At 63.8% G+C, this 15,647-nt stretch carries 9 protein-coding genes; 3 read left to right on the top strand and 6 right to left on the bottom strand.

What is annotated here, in order from left to right; all coding sequences use genetic code 11:
- Nucleotides 1-130: 130 nt before the first annotated feature.
- The 5 genes from CAL22_RS10770 to CAL22_RS10750 all read right to left on the bottom strand — a co-directional run bounded on the left by CAL22_RS10770 (nt 131) and on the right by CAL22_RS10750 (nt 9,973).
- A complete protein-coding gene (locus CAL22_RS10770) occupies nt 131-1,828 on the bottom strand; it encodes an MFS transporter (RefSeq protein ID WP_094812973.1) in 1,698 nt (565 codons plus the stop codon).
- Between the two features lie 104 nt (nt 1,829-1,932).
- Nucleotides 1,933-3,984, bottom strand: coding sequence for a site-specific recombinase (locus CAL22_RS10765; protein ID WP_094812971.1), 2,052 nt, complete (start codon nt 3,982-3,984; stop codon nt 1,933-1,935).
- A 55-nt stretch (nt 3,985-4,039) separates the two neighbouring features.
- On the bottom strand, nt 4,040-7,708 hold the full coding sequence (locus CAL22_RS10760) for a transporter substrate-binding domain-containing protein (RefSeq protein ID WP_094813605.1): 3,669 nt from the start codon (nt 7,706-7,708) through the stop codon (nt 4,040-4,042).
- Between the two features lie 5 nt (nt 7,709-7,713).
- The gene (gene bvgA / locus CAL22_RS10755) at nt 7,714-8,337 is read right to left on the bottom strand and encodes a virulence response regulator transcription factor BvgA (protein WP_017685577.1); all 624 of its coding nucleotides are present in this window, start codon (nt 8,335-8,337) and stop codon (nt 7,714-7,716) included.
- 436 nt (nt 8,338-8,773) lie between these two features.
- Nucleotides 8,774-9,973, bottom strand: a complete 1,200-nt coding sequence (locus CAL22_RS10750) for an EAL domain-containing response regulator (RefSeq protein WP_094812969.1) — start codon at nt 9,971-9,973, stop codon at nt 8,774-8,776.
- Between the two features lie 743 nt (nt 9,974-10,716).
- On the opposite strand from CAL22_RS10750, the gene CAL22_RS10745 reads away from it, so the two are divergent.
- Nucleotides 10,717-12,258 (top strand): TerC family protein, encoded by a 1,542-nt coding sequence (locus CAL22_RS10745; RefSeq protein ID WP_094812967.1) that lies wholly within the window; start codon nt 10,717-10,719, stop codon nt 12,256-12,258.
- Between the two features lie 20 nt (nt 12,259-12,278).
- On the opposite strand, the gene CAL22_RS10740 is transcribed toward CAL22_RS10745, so the two are convergent.
- Nucleotides 12,279-13,055: a hydratase gene (locus tag CAL22_RS10740; protein ID WP_094812966.1), complete on the bottom strand. Its 777-nt coding sequence runs from the start codon at nt 13,053-13,055 to the stop codon at nt 12,279-12,281.
- Between the two features lie 196 nt (nt 13,056-13,251).
- Here CAL22_RS10740 and CAL22_RS10735 point away from each other — a divergent pair, with 196 nt between their 5' ends.
- Together CAL22_RS10735 and CAL22_RS10730 are read left to right on the top strand one after the other, a co-directional pair.
- Nucleotides 13,252-13,995, top strand: coding sequence for a hypothetical protein (locus CAL22_RS10735; protein WP_094812964.1), 744 nt, complete (start codon nt 13,252-13,254; stop codon nt 13,993-13,995).
- A gap of 68 nt (nt 13,996-14,063) precedes the next feature.
- Entirely contained in the window at nt 14,064-15,644 is a 1,581-nt protein-coding gene (locus CAL22_RS10730; RefSeq protein ID WP_143276959.1) for an EAL domain-containing protein, read from the top strand.
- The last annotated feature ends 3 nt before the right edge of the window (nt 15,645-15,647 follow it).

The following is a 15,647-nucleotide window of genomic DNA, read 5'->3' as shown; positions in this document are numbered from 1 at the left end:
TCTACTGTCTCTTGCGATGGCGCGGGGTTTGCCACAACGCCGGGTACCGTTGCGGTACCGATTTATTCATAATGCCTGAGGTACGAAATTATCACAACTGCGCCGCGATCTCATTACGGATTGAGTTTCTTCAAGTGCCGGCTCGTATGTCCTGTTGTGGCGGCTCATTAACTTCGGCACGGCTGCGTATGGCCAGATAACTCACCGCCTGGCTCACCTGTGGAGGCTGTGGCCCGTCGTGAAAGGCCTGAACGGCTTCCAGTACCATTTTGTCGGCCAGCGTCATCCTGTCCATCATGCGTAGATACTGGAACCAGTTATCCACGACGAATACTTCTGTCCACAATGACAGGTCGGCCAAATCGCGGAACACCTGCCATTGATCGGCGCCATTGCGCATGCGCATGCGCCGCAAGGGGCGCAAACTGCTCAGAAAACCAGCTTGTTTGTCTTCTTCTATGTGGTAATGGACATGAATGATGATGGCGCCGCGCTGCGGATTGAAATCCTGTCGGGCGGGGGATTGCGAGGCCGAAGGCCAGGCAGCCAGATCCTGCGTGTCGTTCAGGCTCGGCAGATGGGAACGGAAAAACAACAGCGCCGTAAATGCCAAAGTCACGCCTGCGGCCGCCAGGCTGCCTTTGACGCCGAGGGTTTCGGCGAAATGGCCCCAGGTAAAGGACCCCAGTGCCAGGCCGCCAAACATCGACATCTGATAGAGCGCCAAGGCGCGCGCCTTGACCCAATCGGGCACCAGCACCTGGATGGACGTGTTGTAGGTCGCCAGCACGGCGATCCAGCAACTGCCCGCGACCAGCAAGGCGGGAAAGAGCAGCGCCAGGCTGTCCACCGTGCCCAAAAGTAGTAGACATGCGGCCATCACGAGCGCACCGGCACTGATCAGCCGGCTGGTGCCAAAGCGGCGTTGCGCCCCGCTGATCCAGAAACTGCCGCTGATGGCGCCCAGCCCCAAGGCGCCCAACATATAACCGTATAGCGACGCACTGCCCGAGACATGGTCATGGGCGAGCAAGGGCAGCAGGGCCCAGAGTGCGCTGGCCGAAATCCCAAAGCTGAAGGAGCGCAACATGACCAGCCTGGTCACGCTGGAATACTCGGTGAACCGCCAGGCAGCCACCATCCCCTCGAATATCCGCTCAGGCGGCAAGGACCGTTTGGGCAGATCCCGCCGCCACACCCATATGGCCCAGATCAGCGAGGCGTAACAAACACAGTTGAACAGGAAGACCCAGGGCGCGCCGAACATGCCCAATAGCAGCCCGCCCAGCGCCGGCCCCAGGGCCCGGGCCACGTTGAAGTTGACGGAATTGAGCAGGATGGCCCGGCTGACTTCGGATTTGGGCACTTGTTCGCCGACAGCGGCCTGCCAGGCGGGCGTGACAATGGCGCTGCCCACCGACATGAAAAAGACGGCGACGATCAGGCTGACCGGATGTAACACTCCGAGAAAGGCGAGCGTGGTGATGATCACCCCGATGACGAGCTCCATGCTCATGCCCGCCAGCATGACCTTGCGGCGATCGTAGTTGTCTGCGATCACGCCGGTGAGGATGGACAGCAGCACCAGCGGCAAGGCCGCGGCCACCTGAATCATGGCGACCATCACGGGGCTGCTCTGCTGCGTGGTGACGATCCACGCGGCGGCCACGGACTGGGCCCAGATGCCGAGGTTGGCGAATAGGTTGGCGATCCAGATGGTGCGGAACGCGGGGTGCCGCAGCGGGGCGGCCACGCTTGCCGACGCGGTGTCCATTTGGGGCGTGGTGCCCGGGGGAAGGTCGTTTTGTCCGGAGGGCGCTTGCAACATGGGGGAATGACTCTCCTGCCTGGGCAGCCATTGAGCCACCGGAAACACGAGAGTCGCCCGTCACGCCCGGGGCTGTCAAGTCAGCCCCGCCATCGCCTGTCGCCTCAGGGCGCCCTGCGCCGGGGAGGCAGAATCAAGGAACCCGGAGCGCGCAGAATGGCATGCCGCACGGCGCTGCTGATCTGGCGGCGGTCGCTGCGCTTGAGTGCCCGGGAGCGCAGCGCCAGATTGAACGACAGCGCAAAGCTGACCGCCACATTGAGCACGCCCATTGCGGCAATGCCCGCGACGGCTTGCCAGAATGCGCTCGTGTGGACGACATTCCAGCCCAAGACGCCGATGGCCGCACCCATGGCCCCCGTGCTCAGCGTGACGTGCCTGACTTCGACCTGGGGGCCGAAGAAACTGACGAGTTCGGGCCCCAATCCCAGCAGAAAGCCCAGCGCAACATTGCCGGCAATGCCGGAAATATTGCGCTGCCAGAACGCGGCCCAGCGCTGCGCGCCGCGATCGCCCAGGGCATAACGCAGGCGGCGGTTGTACACCATGGCATCGTGCACGCGATGCAGCGCAAACCAGTTGTCCGCCCAGCCGGCGATCAGGCTGGACAGCCACAGCAGGACGCCGGTGGCGATCGCGAACAGCGGCGTGGGTCCCCAGATGGAAAAAGAGTCTATCGTTTGTTGCGCTTTTTCCGGCGTGAGCAAGGGATGCTTGAACAGGTGGACAGCCAGCCATTGCACGGCATAGGCCACGGGAAACACCGCGGCCAGGTTGCCGAAAATGGCCGCCGTATTGGAGCGGATCATGGCCACCGTGTCGTCGACAAAGGTTTGCCGTCCCTGTGGTGTGCCCGTGTCGTCGAGACGATGGGCCAGCGCCGGGCCCGTCATGGCGGGCTGTTTGGTCGCCAGCGTGAAGTGCGCAAAGTGGATGGCCAGAAAGCTGCACGCATAGTTCAGCGAGGCCAGAATGCCTTCCATGAAGCGGCCGGCGTGCAGGGTGTAGATGCCGAACTTGACATACACCGTCACCACCGTGATGAGCCCGCCGCCCAGCGCTGCCGTGAGCATTTCCCGGTATTCGCGGCTGTCGCGCGCGATGTAGTGCTCGCCGGTCTGTGCCGTGCGCTCCATGACACGGCGTGCCAGATGCGCGAAGGAGGATGCCGCCAGATGCCGCACACTGCGCCGAGCCTGGGTGGATTGGATGAGCTCGGCCATCAGGTGCAGATGCTTGTGCTTCTGGGTGGGATCCACCCACACGCCCAGCAGCAGTTCTATGCGGCGCAGGCGCGACTTCATGCGTTCGATCTGGAACACCACTTCCACCGACACGCCGTTTTGCTCCAATTCCGCGTAGACCTTGCGGGCCTGCAGGCGGCAATCGTCGAGCAGCGCACGAAAATAGGCCAGGGAATGCGCGAAGGCTTCCGGCATGCGCCAGATGGTCGGGTTGCTGAGTTCGGCCGCCGCGGCGGCCAGCTTAAAGAACGGGGTTTCGTTGACCGGGCCGGGCAGGCGCGAGCGGATGGCCTGGCTCAGCCCTGTGGCGCGCACCTGGCTGACCAAGACTTGCAGGCTGTTGATCAAGGCCTGCTCGAAGCCGGGCAGCCGGTCTTCGTCCAGACCCAGGGCGGGGTCGCGGCGGCTGTCGGGCACCTGTAGCAGCGCACGCAGGCGCTCGAGGGTGTCTTCGTCGATGGCGCGCAGCCATTGCGCATCATCCTCGCTGGTGAATACCAGCGAAAACACCGCGAACATATCGCTGCGGTTGGGCGGGGAGGGCAGATAGCGGGCCTGCAGGCGCTCGACCACTTCGCCCCAGAAACCGGGGTGCGACGCCACGCCGGTGTCGCAAAAAAGTGAAAGCGCATCGTTATCGGCCACCACGGACCGCAAGGTCTGCGCGAACCGTTCGCGGGTCTCGGGCTGGCGGTCAAGGACGTGCAGCAGATAACGCAAGCGCGCCAATTGCGGGTGCCCTTCACTGGCGCTGCCCGGCGCACTGCGGCCGCGCCGGATCCAGTGCGCGAGTTCGATCACCCAAAGATTGCGCTCGACCAGATCGGCTTCGGGCCTGGCGGCCGCCAGCAGGCTGTCCAATTGGTGGCCGGCGGTACGGGACGCCTTCCAGCGTTGCCAGAGTCGCAACATCTTGTTCACCTTCAGGTGGAATAACGGCCTGGCGTCAGCCGGTTGGGTACAGCGCTCAGTCCTGGCTTGCCAACCAGGCCTGTAATTCACTTTCCAGGGCGCTGAGCGCCTGGGTCAGGGCGGTGGCCTGAGCTTGCATGTCATCCTGGCTTTGCCGCGCGGCCGCTTCCAGCGCCTGGGCTTGGGCGACGGCCGGGTCGGCAGCCACCACGCGCGCGCCGCCAGCAATACGATGCGCCAAATCGGCCACGGCCGGATTGTCCCCGATCTGGGCCGCTTGCGCCAGCGCCACGGCGTCCTCGCGATTGGTCTTGATGAGCGCCTCAATGATGCGCCGCGTCATGGCGGCATCGCCGCGGGTCAGTTCGAGCAGGGCCTGAGGCCGGAAGTGCGTGGGAGAAGCGGGCATGGGACGAGTTTGGGCCTTGAGAACGGCCAGCGGATGCAGCCGTTGCTGCAGGGTGTCGATATCCAGCGGCTTGAACAGGCAACCATCCATGCCGGCGGCTTCGCAACGCGCGAACTCCTCGGCCTGCGCCGAGGCCGTGATGGCATAGATGACGGTCGGGGCGCGGCCCGCCTCACGCTCGAGGCGCCGGATCTCGCGCGCGACGTCGTAGCCGCTCATCCCGGGCATATTGCAATCCGTGAGAACCACATCCAAGACCTGCTGCTGCCAGAGCGCCAGGCCCTGGGGCCCATCCGCAGCTTGCAGAACATCGTGCCCGATATAGGCCAGTTGCTGGCCGAGCAGCATGCGGTTGGGCGCGTGGTCGTCGATGACCAGCACGCGCAGCCGGGCGATAGGGGCGTCATCCGGTGCGGCCGCCTGCGGCGCGACAGGCGCCGGGGCCTCGGCCGCCAGCAAGGGGGCAGTCAGTTGCACGTCGATCCGTGTGCCTTTGCCGGGGATACTGCTCAGATCGAAGCTGCCGCCCATGGTCTCGATGATGCGGCGGCTGATGGCCAAGCCCAGCCCGGTACCCGCGATCCGGGCCTTGTCGGCGCTGGCCTCCTGATGGACCTGGGTAAAGGGTTCGAACAGCCGACGGCGGTCTGCCGCGCTGATGCCCGGCCCGCTGTCGTCAACGGCGATCTCGATGCGGGCCTGACCCGCTTCGGCCGGGTCGACCCGCAGCGACACGGTCACCCCGCCGATGTCGGTGAATTTCAGGGCATTGCTCACGAGGTTGGAGACCACTTGCTTGAGACGCGGCGCGTCGACCGCGACCCCGGGTGGTTGCTCAGGCGTCATGAGCAGTTTGAGGCTCAACCCGTTTTGCCGCGCCATGCCCTGAAACACATTGACCACGCCTTCGAGCAGTTGGCGCAGATCGGTCGGCACGGGGGTGAGCTCGAGCTTGTCGGCCTCGATCTTGGAAATATCCAGGATGTCGCCGATGAGATCGAGCAGGGAACGGGCCGAGTCGTAAGCCACCGTCAGGGCTTCGCGATCGGCCGCGGGGTCGGGCGGCCGGCGCAACACCAGCTCGAGCATGCCGATGATGGCGTTCATCGGGGTGCGGATTTCATGGCTCATGGTGGCCAGGAATGTGGTTTTGGCCCGATTGGCGGCGTCGGCTTCTTCCTTGGCTTCGTGCAGGTCGTGCAGCAGCCGGGTGCGCTCGGTCAGATCGGTCCAGCCGCCAATCAACCCGCTGACCTGGCCCACGGAGTCGGAATAGGGCAGCAGCCAGTGGTAGAGGTAGTGCGTTTGGCCCCGCAGTACGAGTTCCAGATCCTGGAACACCGGCCCGCCAGCCTGGCCCATCACGTCCAGATACTGGGCATGCACCCGGGCGGTCTGCGCCGGGTTTTCCGCGTTCATGGGCGACTCGAGCAGGGTGCGGCCCACGACATCCTCGGCCTGGATGCCGAAGGTGTCGAGATAACTGCGGTTGCAGATCACCATGCGGCCTTGCGTGTCACGGACAAAAACCGGATTGGGGATGCCATCGATCAGCACCCGCATAAAGGCCAACTGGTCGCTCAAGGCCCGTTCGGCCTGGCGGCGTTTACGAATCTGCCGCCGCAGATAGATAACCCAGGCAAGGAAAATCCCCGCCGTGGCCACGGCCGCGGCAATCAGCAGATAGATTTCCTGGCGATAGGCGTACCAGGTATTGATGGCCGGTGCGGATTCGGGGCGCCAGCGATTCATGAGATAGAGCGGCTCGTCGGCCGGCAGCGCGGCCAGCGCCTTGTCCACGATGCTTTGCAGCTCGTCCTGGTCGCGCGCAAAGGCAAAGGCCAGCCGGGCAGGCGCAGTGTCCAACGCCGTGACCACGCGCAGTTCGTCGCGGAAATAATGGCGCAGATAGAAATTCGCGGCGACCTGAGTTTGCACCGCAAAGTCCGCTTGCCCGGCAAGTACCTTCAACAGGGCGTCGTTGGGGCTGGCCGCCGCCACCAGTTCGGCCTGCGGATAGTGCTGGCCTAAGGCATCCGAGGCGGTACTGCCAGGCACACTGGCTATACGCATGCGGGCGAAATCCGTCCCCGCCTGCTGCGCCGGGCTGTCCTGCTTGCCCACCAGGACAAAAGCGGTGCTCAGATAGGGGGTGCTGAAATCCAGCACGTCCTCGCGCTTTTCGCTCCAGAACAGCCCGGCACTCATGTCGGCTTCATGATTGAGCAAGGCCTGCTGCATCGCCGCGGAGGTGTCCGCACCCTCGACGCGGAACTGCAAGCCCGTCAGCTGCCCGATGCGTTGCAGCAGGGCAATGGACAGGCCCGATAACTCGGGATCCCCCTGGCTGTGCATGGAGAAGGGCGGGAAAAGATTCAAGGCCTGCACCTTCACGACGGGATGCTTGTGCACCCAGCGCTGCTCTTTGTCGGTCAGGGCAATGGGTTGGGGCGGCAAGAAAGCGCCGGTGGGCAGCCCCCAGCGATAGATGACATTCTGGCGCCAGGCCAGCGGGATGCTGGCGATGGTCTGATCCAGAATGTGGCGCAGGCGTGTATTGCCGCGCTGCACGGTGTACACATTGCCCCGCCGGCCGAGATCGTCGCGGCGCTGGACCTGAAGGTCGCTGAAGATGCCGGCCGTCAGGTAGTAGGCCACGGCCAGCGGATCGCCCAGATAGACCTCGGCCTGCCCATAGGCCACTGCACTCAAGCCCAACAGCGGGCTCGGATAGCGGGTCCAGTGCAGATGGGAGGCATCCTGCTGCAGCGCGGCGGGCTGAGACCGGGGATTGACGGCCACGCGCAAGGCGCCGAGATCGGCCGGGATCTTGCCCAGTTCGCGCCGCGCGACGGCGACCGCCTCGTTGTTGATATAGGGCAGGGTGGTCGCGAACAGGTCGCCCTGCAGCGCGCCGCCGGCGACGTCATCGACCGCATCGATCTGGCCCTCGGCCAGCGCGCGCAGCGCCGTGTCACGGTCTGGAAAATGGATCACCACCGGAATCAGCCCCAGGTTGTGGCTGATGGCCTTCAGGTAATCGGCATTGATGCCCTGAAAACGGCGGCTCTGTGTGAACTGAAAGGGGGCGTAATCCGGCGCGTAAATGCCCAGCCTGAGTTCACGCTTGGCGGCCAGCCAGCGCCAGTCGTCGCCGTCGAGTTCCACATCGAGCTTGGGCACTTGGGCCGTGGAGCCTTCCGGCAGCGGTTGGCCACCGGGGGACGACCACGCCGCTGGCCCCCAGCCCATTGCAAGCGCGACAGCCAGGCCCACCCGCCAGAGCAGGCGGCGCCAGGCCAGCGAGGGCGGCATGCGCGTCATCCCAGATTATTGCGTTTGGCCATGTCTATCAGTTCCACCAATGTGGTTGCATTGAGTTTTTGCAACAATCGGGTTTTATAGGTACTGATGGTTTTATTGCTCAGAAACATACTGTCGGCAATGTCTTTATTGGTCAGGCCCTGCGCCAGGAGCTGCAGCACGGCCAACTCGCGATTGGAAAGCGAGGAGATCATCATGGCGTCGTCCTGGTTCTCGACGCCACGAATGTCGGTCAGCGTGGTTTTGGGGAAATAGGTGTAGCCGGCGACCACCGCCTTGGCCGCGTCCACGACCTCCTGCAGATTGCCATGTTTGGAGACAAACCCGGCGGCCCCCGCGTTCAGACAGCGGCGCGCAAAAAGGGCAGGCTGCTGGCCGGTAAGGATGAGAACATGCATGGGCAGCCCGAGGGCCTGCAGGCGGGTCAGGACTTCCAGGCCATCCAGCTTGGGGATGGCGATATCGAGGATCACCAGATTGGGAAGCAATTCCCGCGCCATGGTGATGCCGTCCAGGCCATTGTCGGTTTCGCCCACCACTTCGAAACCCTCTTTCTCCATCAAGCCTTTGACCGCATAGCGGATGACGGGATGATCATCAATAATTAGTAGCTTTTGCATGGCCGTCTGCTGCCTCACAAATCTTCAGTTTTAATGATCGTTATTATGTTTGAAAAGATGTAGTCAGCCAGCGGCGGATTGGGGACGAGGCCAGGATCAGATTGAAAGTTAAACATCTAAAGCTGCCAATTCGGTGACAAGTTAGAGCATAGTCCGCCGTTTGGCTACTGTGTATTGCGAGACTGCGCGTCACGGTGAACCCAATAAAAATCAGGCTAGTTTAAGTATCTGCCCCAAGGGCAAGGCCGGGTTCTCAGACCAACCGTGTTCTTTTCGTCTTATCTGCTGAAGCTCCCGGCGCTAGGGCGGCGCGCCCGCCTCGCGGGAGACTCCGGCGGCGCCGCTAAGCAAGATCGAATAAGACGATATAACGGCGCGCAGGGGCAATCCGAGCTGAGTCGATAAGCTCCTGCCTGCGTGCTGCCAGATCATGCGCTCAGGTATTGGCGACCATAGGATTGAACAACCACGATGCATATTCGTCACCGGACATGGGGCGGGCATACCAAAACCCCTGGCCCAGGGCGCAGCGCATATCGAGCAAGGCATTGCGTTGATCGGCCGTTTCGATGCCTTCGGCGACGACGGTGATCCCCAGGCTTTCGGCCAGCGACAGGGTGGCGGCAATGACGCTTTCGCTACGGGCATCGCCAGGCAGCCGGCTGACGAAAGAGGCATCGATCTTGAGCTGGTTAAAGGGCAGGTTGCACAGCCTTTCCATGGAGGAAAAGCCCGTTCCGAAGTCATCGATAGACACCGTGCAGCCCAGCAACCGCAAGCGGACGAGGGTTTCAAGCGTGCTGGCCTGTACGGACAACAGGCCGGTTTCAGTGACCTCGATGGTCAGGGCCGTAGCGGGCAAGGCATGCCGCTCCAGCGCGGAGATCAGATGCGTCAAGAGCTGCGCGCTGCCCAACTGGCAGGTTTCGACGTTGAGCGCCAGGCTGGCGCCGCTGCCCGTGGGGACGGAACGTGCCGTTTGTGCCATGGCCTGATCGGCTAAGGCCCAGGTCATGCGGTCGAGCTCGTTGCAGTCTTTGACGGCCTCGATGAAGCAGCCCGGTGACAGCAGGCCACGCTCGGGGTGATGCCAGCGAGCCAGGATCTCCGCGCCGGCCGGTTGCAGGGTGCGCACGTCGAACTTGGGCTGGTAATAGGGAATGAACTCCCCCCGATCCAGACCGATGCGGATTTCTTCGGCGGAAGGGAGCGCTTGCGTGGGCGTCTGCGCGTCGCCCCGCGCGATGTCGGCGTCGGTTTCGTAGCGCCGCAAGAGGGATTCCAGACGCCCGAGCTTGAGCGGTTTGCCAAGATCTCCCAGCACCTGGATGCCGCACAGGCTGGCCATGTGCAAAATGGCGGCCGTCAGGTCGCTGGGAACGTCGCTGCTGAGGATGACCGATTTGACGAGATTGCGCTGGCTGGACTCGCGCAGGAACTGGGTGCCGTCCATGCCGGGCGTGCGGACGTCGCAGATCACGATGTCGGCCACGCCGTGCAATTCAAGTTGTTCGAGCGCTTGGCTGCCTTCCTGGGCCTGAAGAATGCGGGTGTACCCCAGCATTTCGAGGGCTCGGACGATAACCAACCGCTGCACGGGATGGTCTTCGATCACGAGGACGGCCGGCTGTTTCATACGGAAAATTGACGATCAATGGTGGGAAGAGCAGAGGGGGCCGAAAGGGGACAGACCGGGACAAAAGGCGTCACCGGCTGCCAGATCTGGCCGCCTAGGACAGAATTCCTTCGATTTATATCCGTTTTTATATCCGTTTGAGCACAAATTTCCAAGATAGTGTCCCGATTTTTTTGGCACCGTGGCCATGCCTCGTTGGAGGGACCCGACACTGCGGGAACAATACGGCTCCGGCGCGGTGTCGAATCGAGAAAATATCCAGGCAGCAAGCGTGCTAATTACCGCTATGGCTGCCCTCTATCGTGCAAACTATCAGATAAATCTTGGGGTTCTATCGGCAATGCCGTTATCCAAGACCGATCCCATGCGAAGCGGCGGGCCAGGGGGTGCAACGGCGTATTACGCCGTTAACGGCCGCAAGCGACATAACTTTAGGGCCGCGGGGTCTGGTCAGGCCGGGCAGGGGGTGGGATCGCGGACTTACCCGAGAGGCTGCCCTGAGAGGCATCCGAGTTTTGCTATTATTCAGTTTATTGTCAGATACCCGGGAAGGTGGTCGTCGCGAAGCCCTTCCCCTCTTATGACCGAAGAACCTCCGTCTAGACGCGGCCGATGCCGCGCCCCTTGGTCCCCGCGCGGACCTCATCGTTCGACCCTACGCCGCCTGCTGCGGCCGTTGCCTTTTCGTCATGCGCCCATGCCTCATCCCGAGGCCATGGGCGTTTTTATTTCGAGGATAGTGGATGCTTTTTGACTGGATGTCCGACCCGACTGCCTGGGTGGGCCTGGCCACCTTGATCGTGCTGGAGATCGTGCTTGGCATCGACAACCTGGTGTTCATTGCCATCCTGGCCGATAAACTGCCGGCACATCAGCGCAACAAAGCGCGCATGCTGGGCTTGACGCTGGCGCTGCTCATGCGCCTGGGTCTGCTGGCCAGCATTGCGTGGGTGGTGACGCTGACGCAACCCTTGTTCAGCGTGTTCGGCGCGGAAATCTCCGGCCGCGACCTCATTTTGATCCTCGGCGGCCTGTTCCTGCTTTTCAAGGGAACGATGGAGTTGCATGAGCGGGTCGAAGGGCACGCGCAGGCCACCAGCGGTCGGCAGCAGTATGCGGTCTTCTGGCAAGTGATCGCGCAGATCGTCGTGCTGGACGCGGTGTTTTCGCTGGATTCGGTCATCACCGCCGTGGGGATGGTGCAGGACCTGAGCATCATGATGACCGCCGTCATCATTGCGATGGCGGTAATGATGCTGGCCAGCCGCCCGCTCATGGCCTTCGTGGGGCGGCATCCGACCGTGGTCATCCTCTGCCTGGGCCTGCTGCTGATGATCGGTTTCAGCCTGGTGGCCGAAGGCCTGGGCTTCGACATCCCCAAGGGCTATCTGTATGCCGCGATCGGCTTCGCGATTCTGATCGAGCTCTTCAATCAGTTGGCGCAGCGTAACCGTCAGCGCGACGAGCACGGCCTGGGCCGGCGCGAGCGTACCGCCCGGATGGTGCTCAAGCTGTTGCGGGCCCAGGGCGAGGACGCGGGCGCCGCGGCCGAACCGCTGGCGCGCGACGATGAGGCGGCCTTCGCTCCCGAGGAAAGCAGCCTGATCGAGGGGGTGCTGTCCATGGGGCAGCGTGATCTGCGCAGCATCATGGTGCCGCGCGGCGAGATGGTGTGGCTGGATGTGCGTGACGACACCCAGACCGTCCTGAACAAGTTCGCTTCCGGCCATTCGCGCTTGCCCTTGTGTGACGGCGACCCCGCCAACGTCGTGGGCGTGCTGCACTTTAAGGACATTCTGGTGCCGCTGCGCACGCCCGGCGCGGTCGACCTGGTGGAACTGGCCCAGGAGCCGCATTACGTGCCCGAGACCGTACCGGTCATCAAACTGCTGGAAGTCATGCGCGAGTCGCGCGATCATCTGTTGATCGTGGTCGATGAGCACGGGGTCTGCGAGGGCCTGGTCACGCCGATGGATCTGCTGACCGCCGTGGCGGGCGACCTGCCCGATCAGGCCGAAGGGCAGATTACGGGCGCGGCGCGCCTGGCCGATGGTTCCTGGCTGCTCGATGGACGTCTGGCGACGCCCGAAGCGGCACGGATCATCGGCGCTGTCCACTTGGGGCAGGACTTCCCCGACGATGCGACGCTGGCCGGCTGCGTCTTGCGCGCCGCCGATAGCCTGCCGCAAGTGGGAGTGCGCGTGCGCTGGCGCGACTGGGAATTCGAGGTCAGGCGCCTGGATGGGCGCCGCATCGCCCAGGTCCAGGCGCGCCAGCTGAGCTGAGAACGCGCCGCCCGAGCGGCCTAGAGGGGCGGGCCGGCCGTCAGATCGAGGGTGATCCGACCCAGGTCGCCATAGCTCAGGCTGACCTGGCCCTGGGCGGGGATGTCCAGATAGCCGGCGTAAGAACCGGTGATGATGTGCTGGCCGCTCACCAGACCGATACCGTTTTCACGTAGAAAATTGACCAACCAATACAGGCCGGCGCGCGGGGCGCCATCGGGGTGCCGGCCTTCCAGCACGCGGGCCGCTTGCCCGGCAACGTCCAGGGTCAGCGTCATCGTCAGCGGCGCGGCCCGGTCGATGGCCGGGCCCAGCACCATGCCGGCGTTGTAGAGATGATCGGCCAGCAGTTCAGCGTGAGGCAAGGTGTCGGGCTGGCGATAACGGCTGCCGAGGACCTCCAGCGCCAGGCGGGCCTGACCGACGGCGGCATCGATCTCGGGTGCGGTATAGGCTTCAGCGCGCGGCGGCAGATCGGCAATCAGCGCAAAGGCGATTTCGGGCTCGATGCGTATCGTGTCCTGGCCCAGCGTCAAGGCGCCGGCCTGGCGCAACCCGCTGACATAGATGGGCGCCAGTTTCAGCCGGCCGTCTTGAGGCAGGCCACATTTCCAGCCCGCGATGGGGTCACCCTCGACCAATCGCAAGGCCGCCTGGGCCTGTTGGACGGCCAGCGCCTGGCCCTGGGTGGCGGGGCGGCAGGTCTCGGGCAGGCGGTCTGCCGGGTGGCGTCGGGCCTGACGCAGCAAGCGCGCGGCCATTGGCGCGCCCGGATAGAACTGAATGGTTTCTGTCATGGCGGGCAAAGGCGCCAGTCTACGCCCTCGCAGGCCGGCCGGCCAGGCAGCGCCGGGGCGCTGCCACGGGGCATGCGCAATATTGATGTGATTTCTTAGATTTTTGACTTTGATTGTGGTAAATAAGCCGCTGATTTAATTGAATTTAGGTGCTCGCGCAGCGGGGGCGCCTTCTGGTAGAGACAGGATTGCTTCGATGACGGTGGTTTTGGCGCGTTTTGCCTATGGATTTGCACTGGCCTGGATCGCCGCGGCGATTTTTCTGGGGCTGGCCGTCATTTGTCTGGGCCTTGTGCGGCGATCCGTGCAGTCGTTCGAGACCGAACGCCAACAGGACCTGGCCAGCGGACTGGCGGTATTCGTGGCGGTGATGGTTGCGCTGGCCGCCTGTTATGCCAGCGGCCATGCCTTGCATGCCTGGCTGGGCAAAAGTGCGCTGGTCGCCGGGCAGGCGCAATGGTTGGCTGGCAACAGCCATGTGTCCGCGGCGGCGCTGATGGGCGCGACCGTCGCGCTCGGTTTGGCCGCGGCCGCCCCGGGATTGTGGCGCCGGCTACGCACGCCACGCGCGGAGCAGGCGCGTGAACCAGCGCGGGCTCCCAAAGCGGCCAAGAAGAGCCCGGCCAAGAAAGATAGCAAGGCGCCCAAGGCGTCAGCCCGATCCGTGGCTCGCCCGCCCAGGGTGGCCGCGCTAGGCTGGGCGGCGCTGTTTGTGATGTTGCTCGGCGCCATCCTGCTGGCGTTTGCCTATATCGTCGCGCCGCTGGACCCCACGCCGCTGGCGGCCGGCGCTGACGCGAAGATGATTGCGCGCGCCAGCGTGCAGGCCGAGCACATTCTGCGCGCACGCCCGATTTATTACGCCGCGGCGGCACTGCTGGGGGCTGGCGGGCTGATATTTGTGGCTTGGCTGCTCTCGCGCCGCTCAGAGGCTGCCTGAGTGCGCCAATCTCGGGTACGCTGGCGGCACAACTTCAGGTTGCCGAGATACAGGGGCGGTAGGACAGCGTGCATAAAGCGGATTTGACGGGCGGCAGCGGCAGGCATTGGCGGTATATCGCGCTGGCCTTCGCGCTGTTTCTGCCGCTGGTGGCGTGCCTGGCGCTGACCTGGATGAACGCCCAGCGGCTCAGCCGTGCCCAGGCCGAGACGGAGGCCAACATCACGCGCATCCAGGTCGAGCGGATTCTGCGCGAGGCCTGGCTCGGCATCGATGCCATGGAGCCCTTGCTGCGTATCGGCTGCGATCAGGCCCGGCCTGTGCTGACGCGCACCATGAGCATGCGGCCTTATTTTCGTTCGCTGACGCTGTTTGAGGGGCGCCAGGCTTATTGTTCGTCCTTACCCTTTCAGGCGGGCGGCCACGGCAGAGATTGGCCCTGGGCCATTCCTCCGGGGCGTTGGCTACGCCTGGTCAACGGCTCATCTTTCGTGCAGGAGCGTCCGGCGCTGCTGGCCGGCACGGCCGGGCCGGGCGACCGTCACGCGATCGCGGTAATCGACAGCCAGTATCTGCAGGACTTGCTCGATTCCATGGCGGCCCTGAGCAATCACCGCATCGAGCTGAAGATAAACGGCGGCATGGCCCTGGCCAGCCGGCCGGCGCGCGATTTGATCTATGAGCAGCGCGACTATGGGGCCGTGAGCGCGAACGTGTCTTTCCTGTCGCAAAGCGTGCCGATCGACATCAGCGTGTTTTTGCCGGTGAGCCAGGTTCAGGACGAATGGCAACATCTGCTGCTGGTATCGCTGCCGGTAGCGCTGGTGTTGGGCTGCCTGATGAGCTGGGCCGTGTTTCGGCTGCAGATGCAGCGCATGTCGTTTCACGACCAGATCCATCGTGGCATGCGCGCGGGTGAATTCCATATGGAGTATCAGCCGATACAGGGCATCGGCAGCGAGCGCTGGGAAGGCGTGGAGGCCCTCATGCGATGGGAGCGGCCGGGCGTGGGAGTCATCAGCCCGGAGGTCTTCATTGCGGCGGCGGAGGCCGAAGGCGTCATTGTGCCGCTGACCCGTCATGCGCTGCGCCTGATTGAGCGCGATCTGCCACTCCTGGGGTTGCCTCCGGGTTTCCATTTGAGCGTCAATGTGGCGGCCGAGCACCTGTTGCGGGAGGATTTTCCGGCCGATATCGAGGCTTTTGCCGAGCAGGTCGCGCCAAATGCGCCGCATTTGGTGCTGGAGCTCACCGAGCGCAGCCTGGTGGACACCAGCGGCAGGGTGCAACAACATATCCGCGACTTGCGCGCTGCCGGGCTGAGCGTGGCCATCGACGATTTTGGGGCGGGATACTGCTCTTTGTCGTACCTGCAGCAGTTTCCCGTCGATTATCTGAAGGTGGACAAGGTGTTCATCGACGCCATCACGGAAGCGGGGCAGGAGTCGCCGATTCTGGACCTCATCCTGGCCCTGGCCAAGCGGCTCGGCCTGGCGGTGGTGGCCGAGGGCGTGAGCACACAGACTCAGATGGACTACCTGCGCGCGCGCGGGGTGGGCTATGTGCAGGGCTTTCTTGTCTCTCAGCCCTTACGGGCCGAGGCGTTTGCCCAGTGGTATCGCCTCAAGGGACGTTCGCCGCTCGCCTGAGGG

Source organism: Bordetella genomosp. 12, assembly GCF_002261355.1.
Lineage (GTDB): Bacteria > Pseudomonadota > Gammaproteobacteria > Burkholderiales > Burkholderiaceae_B > Bordetella.
This window is presented reverse-complemented; position numbering and strand designations above follow the sequence as displayed.